Source organism: Bacteroidota bacterium (genome assembly GCA_030706565.1).
GTDB lineage: Bacteria > Bacteroidota > Bacteroidia > Bacteroidales > JAUZOH01 > JAUZOH01.
On sequence record JAUZOH010000103.1, the window covers coordinates 1 to 11,287 of the forward strand.

9 protein-coding genes are annotated in these 11,287 nt (G+C 38.8%); 3 read left to right on the plus strand and 6 right to left on the minus strand.

Features of this window, described 5'->3' with window-relative positions; translation table 11 throughout:
* Together Q8907_07270 and Q8907_07275 are read right to left on the minus strand one after the other, a co-directional pair.
* On the minus strand, window positions 1–306 hold a 306-nt coding region (locus Q8907_07270), incomplete at its 3' end, for a hypothetical protein (protein MDP4274061.1).
* Between the two features lie 240 nt (window positions 307–546).
* The gene (locus Q8907_07275; protein ID MDP4274062.1) at window positions 547–1,002 is read right to left on the minus strand and encodes an META domain-containing protein; all 456 of its coding nucleotides are present in this window, start codon (window positions 1,000–1,002) and stop codon (window positions 547–549) included.
* A gap of 176 nt (window positions 1,003–1,178) precedes the next feature.
* Here Q8907_07275 and Q8907_07280 point away from each other — a divergent pair, with 176 nt between their 5' ends.
* From Q8907_07280 to Q8907_07290, 3 genes are all read left to right on the plus strand, one after another.
* Window positions 1,179–3,464: a VIT domain-containing protein gene (locus tag Q8907_07280; GenBank protein ID MDP4274063.1), complete on the plus strand. Its 2,286-nt coding sequence runs from the start codon at window positions 1,179–1,181 to the stop codon at window positions 3,462–3,464.
* 41 nt (window positions 3,465–3,505) lie between these two features.
* Window positions 3,506–4,576, plus strand: coding sequence for a hypothetical protein (locus tag Q8907_07285; protein ID MDP4274064.1), 1,071 nt, complete (start codon window positions 3,506–3,508; stop codon window positions 4,574–4,576).
* Between the two features lie 117 nt (window positions 4,577–4,693).
* Window positions 4,694–7,438, plus strand: a complete 2,745-nt coding sequence (locus Q8907_07290) for a pitrilysin family protein (protein ID MDP4274065.1) — start codon at window positions 4,694–4,696, stop codon at window positions 7,436–7,438.
* A gap of 71 nt (window positions 7,439–7,509) precedes the next feature.
* Here the strand turns inward: Q8907_07290 and Q8907_07295 are convergent, their stop codons facing one another.
* The 4 genes from Q8907_07295 to Q8907_07310 all read right to left on the minus strand — a co-directional run bounded on the left by Q8907_07295 (window position 7,510) and on the right by Q8907_07310 (window position 11,120).
* Window positions 7,510–9,699, minus strand: a complete 2,190-nt coding sequence (locus tag Q8907_07295; GenBank protein MDP4274066.1) for a DUF748 domain-containing protein — start codon at window positions 9,697–9,699, stop codon at window positions 7,510–7,512.
* A gap of 148 nt (window positions 9,700–9,847) precedes the next feature.
* Window positions 9,848–10,267, minus strand: a complete 420-nt coding sequence (locus Q8907_07300) for a DUF3788 family protein (GenBank protein ID MDP4274067.1) — start codon at window positions 10,265–10,267, stop codon at window positions 9,848–9,850.
* Window positions 10,268–10,269: 2 nt separating this feature from the next.
* Window positions 10,270–10,731, minus strand: coding sequence for a GNAT family N-acetyltransferase (locus Q8907_07305; protein ID MDP4274068.1), 462 nt, complete (start codon window positions 10,729–10,731; stop codon window positions 10,270–10,272).
* A complete protein-coding gene (locus Q8907_07310) occupies window positions 10,719–11,120 on the minus strand; it encodes a DUF3795 domain-containing protein (protein ID MDP4274069.1) in 402 nt (133 codons plus the stop codon). The genes Q8907_07305 and Q8907_07310 overlap by 13 nt, the downstream gene beginning before the upstream one ends.
* Window positions 11,121–11,287 lie beyond the last annotated feature (167 nt).

Consider the following 11,287-nt stretch of genomic DNA (forward strand, 5'->3'; position numbering starts at 1 on the left):
TACAGCGTTAGAAAATTCCCTGATATTTTTTGAAAGCTCCTCCCGGTTTATCTTATCATTTTCATTCGTATTCCTGACCAGATTGTTTATTTTCTCCTCGATGATTTTTGTGAAATTGTATATTGCAGCATTTAGTTCCTGCCGGTTATCCTTCATCTCTTCTTTGATGCCGGATTCAATTCTCCCCATTTCTTTTTCGAAGTAGTCAATTTTACCGGATAGGACCGTGCCATTTGACTTTGGTTTTAATTGCAAAATGAGGACAATCAAAACCAAAACAATTAAAATCCCTAATAATATATTCATCTTTCTGTTTTATTGTTATCAACCAGATTATTGGTATTTGATTTTTTCCTTAACCGGTGCTCTCTATTCTGATCAAGTATGATATAAAGCCGGAGAAAGTTTATAAAATTAGACATAAATCCGCAGGATTTATATAAAAATTGAGGTTTCTGCGGAGGATATTGACTTTAAAATCCAAAGAGTTATTGGCATTGCTCGAATAGAGCCAGATTTGAATTTTGGCGTTAAAATCGTTTATTGTTATTTGTCCCGAACAAAATATAAATTATAGCTGCCTTTTGAATAAATTTTAAGCGCCTGTACAGAAACGTCATAGCTGTATGCACTGTCTAAATTATTCCTTAAATAATTTTCCCATTTATAGTAACTGCAGAAAATCAGGGTAGTGCATAAATTGGAAATTATAATTTGATTATTTTGAATGGAGTATTCGGCTCTGCCTCCATTGCATGTGCCATAAAATGCCATCGTTGAATCATTGGTAAATTCAATCGACTCTTTTACCGGATAATTTGCGGGATAATTGATGATTTGCATGGTCCGGGTGTCCTGAATATAGGATAACATCCATTTACACAGCAATAAGGGATTAACCTGCCTCGTCCCAATTTCATTCTTGTTACAGCCCAACATCATAATCAGGAATATTCCGGGAAGAAATAACAGCCAGCCAGATTTTTTCAGGATTCTAAACATTTTGAGTTATGTAAAATTACAAAATGGTTATTTCAAAGAGATTTTCTATGACTAGACGTAAGAATTTCTTTTTTGGTTGCTTTAGCAGATATTTTTCTATTTTTATTTTCAACAAAAAATGTTAAGTTTGTTAAAAGATACACTTCCGTCTGACAACTTTTTAATCCAACACCTTTATGATGAACTCAATTTTTGGTAAGGCCACGGTTGTTCTTTTATTTTGTTCAATTTCCCTGTTTGCTCAAAAAGCTGAAAACAAAACATTGTCCCCCTATTTTTTTGTTAAAAGCAGCAATCCGGATATAGACCTTCTTCCTTTAAAGAGTACTTCCGCGGAAGTAAACATAGTTGGAGTGATTGCCGATGTAACCATCAACCAGGTTTACAAAAATGACGGGAAAAACACGCTGGAAGCTGTATATACTTTCCCGGCATCATCAAATGCAGCATTATATGCCATGGAAATGACCATCGGCAACCGGAAGATTGTTGCAAGGATTGAAGAAAAGAAGAAAGCCCGGGCTGATTATGAGCAGGCTAAGAGCGAAGGGAAGAGGACTTCACTGCTTGAGCAGCAACGGCCTAATGTTTTTCAGATGAATGTTGCCAATATTAAGCCTGGCGATGAAATTAAGGTGACTTTAAAATATACCGAATTGCTGGTGCCCGAAAGCGGTACGTACCAGTTTGTATATCCCACGGTTGTGGGCCCTCGTTATTCCAACCAGGATTTGGCCACAGCTCCGGCTTCCGATCAGTTTGTGGCTACGCCTTATTTGAAAGAAAAAGAAGCTCCTTCCTATAATTTTGACCTGAAAGTACATTTATCGGCAGGACTTCCTATTCAGAATATTTTCTGTCCTTCGCATAAAATAAAAGTGGATTATGAACATCCTGATTTAGCTGATATCCGGCTGGACAGCTCTGAATATAAAGGCGGCAACCGCGATTTTATCCTGAATTATCAGTTGTCGGGCGATAAAATTGAATCCGGCTTATTGCTTTACAGGAACGGGGATGAAAACTTTTTCCTGTGGATGGTGCAGCCTCCAAAGCGTGTGGTTAAAGAAGACATACCTCCCCGCGAATATATTTTCGTTGTTGATGTTTCCGGTTCCATGCAGGGCTATCCCCTTGATATTTCCAAGAAGCTGCTCAGGAACCTGGTTGTAAACCTGCGGCCGACCGACAGATTTAATGTCCTGTTTTTTTCGGGGGCTTCCGGTTGGCTGTCCGATTCCTCGGTTTATGCAACCACCGAAAATGTTGAAAAGGCTATCACTTTAATTGATAGTCATAAGGGATATGGAGGGACTGAGCTCCTGCCGGCATTGGAAAAAGCCGTCGCTTATCCCCGTCATGACGAGTCGCTTTCCCGCTCCATTGTTATCGTTACCGATGGCTATGTGAATGTCGAAAAACAGTCATTTGACCTGATCCGTACCCATAATGACCAGGCCAATACCTTTGCCTTTGGAATTGGAACAAGTGTCAACCGTTATCTGATTGAGGGATTGGCCAGGGCAGGCATGGGCGAGCCTATGATCGTTGATAATCAGGAAAGGGCAGCTGAACAGGCCGAAAAATTCAGAAATTATATCTCTAATCCTGTTTTAACCCAGATTAAAAAGGATTTTGGCAAGTTCGATGTATATGATGTGGAACCTATAACGGTTCCTGATGTGCTGGCTGAACGTCCGGTAATCATCATGGGTAAATACAAGGGTGATGAACAGGGAACCCTGTCTTTAAAAGGATATTCGGGCGGGAATAAACGCTATAAAACAACTTTAGATGTCAGCACTGTCAAATCAGATGAACGTAATGCTGCAATTCGCTATTTATGGGCCAGGAACAAAATTAAGATGCTTGAAGACTATAAAGAAGCAGGTTTTGATTCTTCACTGATCAAACAGGTTACCAATCTGGGACTGAAATATAACCTGATGACTGCTTATACTTCATTTGTTGCCATTGACGAAGAGCAAATAATTGATCATACAGGTAAACTGGTTACTGTTAAACAGGCATTGCCTTTACCTCAGGGTGTTTCAAATTTTGCTGTGGGTTTTGACCTGGCCATTGAAGGTGTTTCTGAAGGGAAAAGTATAAAATATAAAGTTCCACCTTTTTACAAAAAAGCGGAGGTTGTGAAATCATCCGTTTATTCCTATAAGGATGTGAAGATTCTGACTAGTCTTTCAAGTAAAGACAGAATTTCGGCTATAAACTACATTAAAGTGAAATTTTTAGCCAGCCTGAAATCCTGTTTTTCTTCTTCACAAACCAAACCTGATGTTATTCACGTAAAAGTCAGTGCATATGGGAAGGTGATAAATCTTAACCTAAAGGGGACTAAAGTCAGCCAGTCCATGCGAAAGTGTCTGGAGACTCAAATTAACCGCTTCAACTTTAGCAGGCTAAACTTGAAACAGGAGTGGGAATTCAAGATTATGTATTAACACATTGGTTATTAAGTAGTTGGAAAGGACAGAAGCGTAATATGATCAAAATCCTAAGGCTTTTTTGTGGGAAAATATTGATTGCTTTGATTTTAACGGATATTTCATACGTTGCACTGGCTTTATCGATCAGTCAAAAGGATCATATCCCGGGGAAATCTGAAATGCCTGTTTCCCGCGAGAGCATTACTTTTATTTTAGGGGAAGATAAGGATACCGCATATTCCTATTACAGTGAAGCCGGGAAATATTATAAATATAACCGGCAGGCACATACGGAATATCTGGTTACTTCCTGCAGGTCGCTCCTGGAAGTACAGTCATACCTGGCTATCCATCATCCGGCTAATCATCAGCCCTGGGGGTTGATCAATCTGGTTGTTCATGGTAACCCCTGGCTGGGATTAAGCGTTCCTGTTGCTCCTGGTTTGAAACGCGCGAGTCCTGGAAATATACTGGAATATATCAGCAGAAATTTGACGGCAGGACTTGAAGATTCATTGGTTGATTGTAAAACGATCATATATATTTGTGGTTGCGGTTTGGGCAATGATAAAGTTTTACTGGATGCAGTTGCTTCTTTTTTTAAAGGCAAGACTGCTAAACCAAAAGTCCTGGCCTCAAAACTTTTTGAGTACTACATTTCTGAAAATAAAGAGGACGGAATGATTGAAACTCATAAATATCAGGCTCAAAGCTGGTATGCATATTACAGAAAAGGCATGGAGCCGGATAAATCAGAATTAATCAGAAAATTACGGCAGCATTATCCTAAGGCTTCCCTAAAATGGAAGAAGGCATTGGCACATAAAAGTGCTGAAAAACCCGGAGATATATTCCATTATTCATTTGATGTCCCCTTGTCCTGGATTGTCACTTATCCCGATGAGAAATCCAAGCCCAAAATTCCTACTATAACCGGGAAGATGAAGTGGTTGATCCAACAAAAAGAGCTGATTGAAAGGGTTAGACAGGCACATATTCCTATAGATGATTTCGCCTGGGTCTTTAATGACATTACTTATACGGACGGGAAGGGAATTCAGAAGCCGGCAATATGGGTAAAAGGCTATTGTTCTGTTATTTGTGTGCTAAAATTGGTAAAAAGCTGAAATTTATTTTTTGATTGAAAATTTCATGAAAATAAATCATTGAAAAAAAATTGATGTTCAAGTAACAAAAGTGTAAGTTCGTACGTCCTAATATTTAATGTTAAATTTTAATGAAATATGAAAAAAGTTTTGTCGTTTATTATGTTTTTAAGCATGTCGGGTATTTTTAGTTTATCCTGGGCGCAGGGGACAAATGTTTCTTCAGATGATATAAATATTCCGTACCAGAAATTTGTTCTTGACAACGGTCTTACGGTTATTATTCATGAAGATCACAAGGCTCCTGTTGTTGCAGTGAATATTTGGTATCATGTAGGTTCGAAAAATGAGAGGCCAGGGCATACGGGTTTTGCTCATTTGTTTGAACACCTGATGTTTAACGGTAGTGAGCATTTCAATGATGATTATTTCAAAGCTCTTGATAAAATAGGAGCTTCTGATTTGAATGGCACCACCAGCAATGACCGGACCAATTACTTTGAAACGGTTCCGGTATCAGCCCTGGATCAGGTATTGTGGCTGGAGAGCGACCGTATGGGGTATATGGCCAATGTCATTACCAAAGAAAAACTTGACGAACAACGCGGGGTGGTTCAAAATGAAAAACGCCAGGGGGAGAACCAACCTTATGGTTTGGTTGAGGAAAACATGACTAAAAGTGTCTATCCTGCTGGCCATCCTTATTCATGGACTGTTATAGGTTCGATGGACGACCTGAATGCTGCATCCCTTGATGATGTAAAAAACTGGTTCAAAACTTATTATGGGCCTAATAATGCTACTTTGGTGGTTGCCGGTGATGTCAGTACCAATGAGGCTTTGGAGAAAGTCAAGAAATATTTCGGCGGCCTTCCTCCCAGTCCGCCTGTTGCTAAATATCAGGCATGGTCTGCAAAACGTACGGGAACTATACGTCAGGTTATGCAGGATCGTGTTTCTCAGACCAGGATTTATAAAGTTTGGAATGTTCCTCAGAATGGTTCACAAGAATGTACATACCTGGATATGGCTAGTGATATCCTTTCTTCAGGAAAAACTTCCCGTTTGTACAAACGTTTGGTTTATCAGGATCAGATTGCTACTTCAGTATATTGCTATCTTGATGATCGTGAGATTGGAAGCCTTTTTACCATTGAGGCCGATGTTAAGCCCGGGGTTGAAGTGAGCAAAGTTGAAAAGGCAATTGACGAGGAGATGGCCAAATTTTTGCAAGGCGGACCTACAGCTGATGAGCTGGAACAGGTAAAAACAAAAGATTATGCCGGTTTTGTAAGGGGATTGGAACGTATCGGTGGATTTGGAGGAAAATCCGATATATTGGCAAGAAATCAGACTTTTTTCGGCGACCCGGATTATTACAAGGTGTGGCTTTCTCAGGTTAATAATGCCAAAGCTGAGGGTATACTCCAGGTTGCAAAGGATTGGCTGAGCGATGGGCAATATATTCTTGAAGTTCTTCCTTTTCCTGAACTAAAAAACACAGCTGAGGCAGACCGTTCAAAAATGCCTGAACTGGGAACAGCTCCTTCTATCACTTTTCCTAAATTTCAAAGAACTACTTTATCTAACGGATTACGGGTTGTTCTTGTGCAACGTACTACTCTTCCAATTGTGAATTTTTCCATGGCTTTTGATGCCGGTTATGCTTCAGATCAGTTTGCTGTTCCGGGTACAGCAAAATTAGCCATGAATATGATTGACGAAGGTACAAGTTCACGAAATGCCCTTCAGATTAGTGAGGAACTGGATAAATTGGGTTCCAGGGTGTCAGCGGGATCAAATCTAGACCAGTCGTTTATCAACCTTAATACGCTTAAGAAAAACCTGGACCCTTCGCTTGAAATCTGGGCCGATGTGATACTTGATCCTTCATTCCCACAGCCTGATATCGATCGCTTAAAGAAAGAACAACTGGTTAGTATACAAAGGGAAAAAACACAACCGACGGGAATTGCTTTCCGTTTGCTGCCTAAATATCTTTACGGTGAAGGACATGCTTATAGTCAACCTTTGACGGGTTCGGGATATGAGTCAGCCGTTAAGGAAATAACCCGTGATCAGCTTGTTAAATTTCAACATTCCTGGTTGAAACCCAACAACGCAGAATTGATTGTTGTGGGCGACATCAGCCTGTCTGAATTAACCCCGAAACTGGAAAAACTTTTTAAAGATTGGAAAAGTGGAAAAACGCCCAAGAAAAATATAGGAGAAGTTAAATTACCCTCAAAATCTACGATTTATCTGATGGACAGGCCTGGTTCCATCCAGTCCTTGATTTTAACCGGGAATGTTACGGCTCCTTTTGGTAAAATTGATGAAGCTTCATTATCCGTAATGAATGATGTTATTGGTGGTGATTTTACTTCCCGCATCAACATGAATATCCGTGAAGATAAACACTGGAGTTATGGGGCCAACTCTTTTATATATCCTACTAAGGGTCAACGTCCTTTTATTGTTTATACTCAGGTTCAAACAGATAAGACAAAAGAAGCTATTCAGGAAATACAAAAAGAACTGGATGCTTTTTGTGGAAACAAACCTGCCACAAATGAAGAATTTCAGAGGAATAAGAGTAACGAACTGCTTCAGATCCCTGGCAGTTTCCAGACAATTGGGGATGTATCGGGAGCCATTAATGAAATTGTCCGTTATGGATTGAAAGATACTTATTTTCAGGATTATGCGGCCAAACTAAAGGGGCTTCAACTGAACGAAGTACAAAATATGGCTGGAAAGGTAATCAAACCCAAACAGCTTGCTTGGATTGTCGTTGGCGACAAATCAAAAATTGAAACACCGTTGAAAGAGCTTGGTTACGATGTTCAATTTATTGATGGCGATGGAAATATGATTAAATAGAAAATAATAACAATAAAAAATGCGCTGTGAAATACAGCGCATTTTTTATAACATTTGACCATATATGATTTTCATTTTTCCATGAATACTTCAACTTTAAAGACCGGTTTCTTTAATTTCTCCGGAATATTCCTTAAATCTGCGGTTTCAATCTGGAAAGAGCTTAAAGGAACATTTTCCTGTTCTGTCAAAAACTTTTTAATCCTGCCGTTTCTTTGAGTCATTTTTTTACTCAATTGATTATTCAACAGTTGATCTCCGGTAAGGGTTAGGCACGCTTTTTCCATTCCGACTGAAGTAGCATCTGGCGAACGTTTTGTGATGTAATTTTCAAAATCATGATCAGTTGTTGATAATTTTTGTGCCAATGAAACAAGTTCAGCAGAGTCGATTTCTGGTTTCTGCGATTTTAGAAATTGTGCTTTCAGGTGTTGAACAGCAATTGTTTGTTTTTCCTCTTCGACATTGTTGTATTGGGTAAATGAAAATTTCAGGTCCGGTTTTTTTCTCATCAATTCTGCAATATTATGCAGGTTTTTATTCTGATCTTCGTCCAAAGAATCTGCCCCGTAAGAATAGGGTATTTCTTTTATTTTGTCCGGATTGGTTCCGACCAGTTTTGATAAAGCGCGGAAAGGTTCTGTGGCAACTTTGACCAGAAAATTGGATAAAGTTTTCCATATAATTTTCTTTAGTGAAAATTTCGGGTCGGAGGGGTTGCCTTTTACAGGCAGGTCGATTGAAATTTTGTTTTTGGCATCTTTCAAAATATAAAGGGCTAATTTAACCGGTAATTTTGTGGCGGTCTTATCTTTTGTGCGTTTACCAAATTTTAATCCATAAATAACAATATTGTTTTGATTCGTCAATGAGGTGGGCTTCAGGTCAAGTGAAAGCCTATAGTTGAATTTGCCCTGTGTCACAGGCGATGCAAGGTAATATTCGGAATAGGGCGAAAGGCTTACTAAATCCATTTTCGAAATTTCACAGAGGACATTGAATATTTTTGGATTTTTCATGTTTAGTGAACCTTTTCCTTTAAGGTTACCCTTGTTGTTCAGGTTTATAGAAAACAGGAGAGGTACCTGGGTTGATGATTGGTTAAGCTTAGTCAGTCTGAGATTAATGTTTCTCAGATCGTAAGAAAAAGGTCTGTTCAGGGTTAAATCATGAAACAGGATGGTGCCATCCTTAATTTTTAAAGCATCTATAGTATAAGTTACCTCCTTTTTCCCTGTTTTTGCAGGTAATTTTTCAGGAACCGGCTGAGGACGGGCATTGGCAGCAAGTAATGGAGAAAGAAATTTTTCAATATTGGTTTTTTCGCGACTAAGGACAGCTGCAATATGAGGAGCAACAAGGGTTATGTCTGAAATGTGGAAATGGGAAAGGGCCAGATCTATTTGTTTCAGGTTTACAGCAATCTGACTGACTGAAAAAATGGAACTTTTTGTAGCATCATGAATATCCAGTTGGTCTACCCGGGTTGAGCCTGTCAGCGATAAATTTGCTAAATGGTCAAGATTCCCTTTGATTTTAAGATTGGAGGAGAAAACCCCTTTTAATGCTGTGATATTGGCATAATTCTTCAGGTAGTTGGTGATCATGGAAAGATTGATATTCCGGGTGTAGATATCCAGGAGATAATTGCGGGACTGGTTGTTGAGATTGGTTTTTAAACTTACCTGACCTTTTTCCCCGATTTTAAAGACGATACCCATATCAGACTGAGTGCTGTTCCAGGCCAGGGAAGGAATATCTATATTCAGATTGGACAAATTCACGTGATTATTAATTTTCTTATCTATGTATCTAATCTTTCCACCCGATAGATGTATATTTTTCAAGAAATAATGAAAAACTGAAGTATCCTTTGAGGTCTTTTGGGTTGTGTCCCGTTTGGACAGCAGGTCGTCAAAATTAAACTTATTCCCGAACTGACTGATCACAACATAAGGTTTGATCAGCCGGATTTCAGAAAAAGCATAATTTTTGGAAAACAAAGCCAGGGGATCAAAATTGATGTAAAATTCATGGAAAGAGGCGAAAGTATCTGTTTTATTGGATTCGTACATTACGAAATCGACAATCCGCGCAGATGCCCTTAAATAGTTTATATGCAATTCTTTAATCTGGATGCGGCGGCCAATGATTTCTTCACTGTGCCTGACTACATACCATTTGGCTATTGATGAAAGAGAAAAAAGCAATAGCCCGATTAAAACTACAACCGTAGCTAAAATCACATACTTTTTTTTCATAGCCTGTTGAATGTTGAATGAAGTAGGCTCAAATAAAGTTACAACTTTTTACCGTTGGTACCAAAGTAAAACAAAGAATTCGATCTGAAGGTCTTGATGAGTTGACTCAATAATTTTTTTCCGTCATCACCCTCAGGGTATTGGGGGTTCACTTTATCTTTGTTCTGATAGTGATCATCGTAAAAACATCATCCAGATCACTTGTCTCATCTATAAGAAGATAGATCCATTTTCCTTCCTTAATATTTTTGGTATCATAAATGACTTTTAAAAAATCAGAATTTTTAACCTGTTCCAAAGCCGTTTCAACTTGATTTTTGTTAAGGATGATTTGAACCATAAAGTCATCCTTGCCGGGATATAAAGCAATAATCGATTTCCCGGACTTTTTGAAACGTAAAGCCCATCCGTAATTGATACCATAAAATTTGAATTCGCCTTTTAATTTTAAGCCTTCGCCAAGGTGATGAAGCATTAAATCCCAATTTTGCCGGGCTTTACCGATAAAATTATTGATAGCTGCAGAATCGGGCCGGTTACTTTTGTCAACAAAAAAGCCTTTGCTCATTATTATTGGGAATTTTTATATTCAAGGACGGTTAATCGCGGGTAAAGTCCCATTTTTTTATAAAAACCAACTACATTTTCGTGGCCATAACTGACGGAGAGCCGGATTGTCCTGCAATTCCTGCTCTTAAGCCAGTCGATGTTTTTCTTTAAAAGCTGCCGTCCCAGTCCGTTACCCCGGTAATCCATACTAAGAAATAATGAATCCACTTCACCGCTTTGCCCTTTGATAGTGGAAACACAATATCCAACCAGGATGCCCTCTTCGGTTTCGATGACAAGGATATAAATATTTTCATCAGGAATATCCTTCCAATGGGCAGCCCGCTTGTCAAAATTAAAAGATGTATAATGGTCTTTGAAATAAATCGAGTCTTTCAGGTGAATTTTATTTAATTCTTCCCAGAGTGGTTTGATTTCATAAAGGAGCTGTTTCGATAATCTCCGATAATTCAATGTTTCCATTGTTTGATATTTGATAAGATCTCTTTTTTATTGAAAAACGCACGTTTTAGCTGAAGATATTCCTCTTCCGAGCATTTTCCCTTACAGTCTGACTCAGCTAATTCCGATTTCTTAAAGGCGTTTTCGATTTTATCGCATGGAAAAAGATCACATTCCCCGCAATTATCTTTATCTTTCAAATGTACGCAATCATTAAGTCCATACGAACAAGACTTTTGTTTATTGCATCCCGTACATTTTATTTCTTCGATGCTGACAATTCTATCTCTAAAGCCCAAGCGGTACCATAAACGGGCAACTTTTTGAAGTTCTTCTGTGTCATTGTTTTTGGTGGCAATAAACCGAGGACATTCCGTACAAATGTCTCCGCAGATAGATACTCTGTTCATTTTAATGTGCTGCTTTTCCTTCAATGATCTTTTCTGCAATTTCCACGGCATCTTTTACGAATTCCGTGCAGCGTAAGTGAAATAGATCCAGCTCCCTTATTTTGGCCATTCCTTCGGGTGTGCTCATATCCAACCCATCCAGCAGTTGGCGACAGCATAACGTTCCA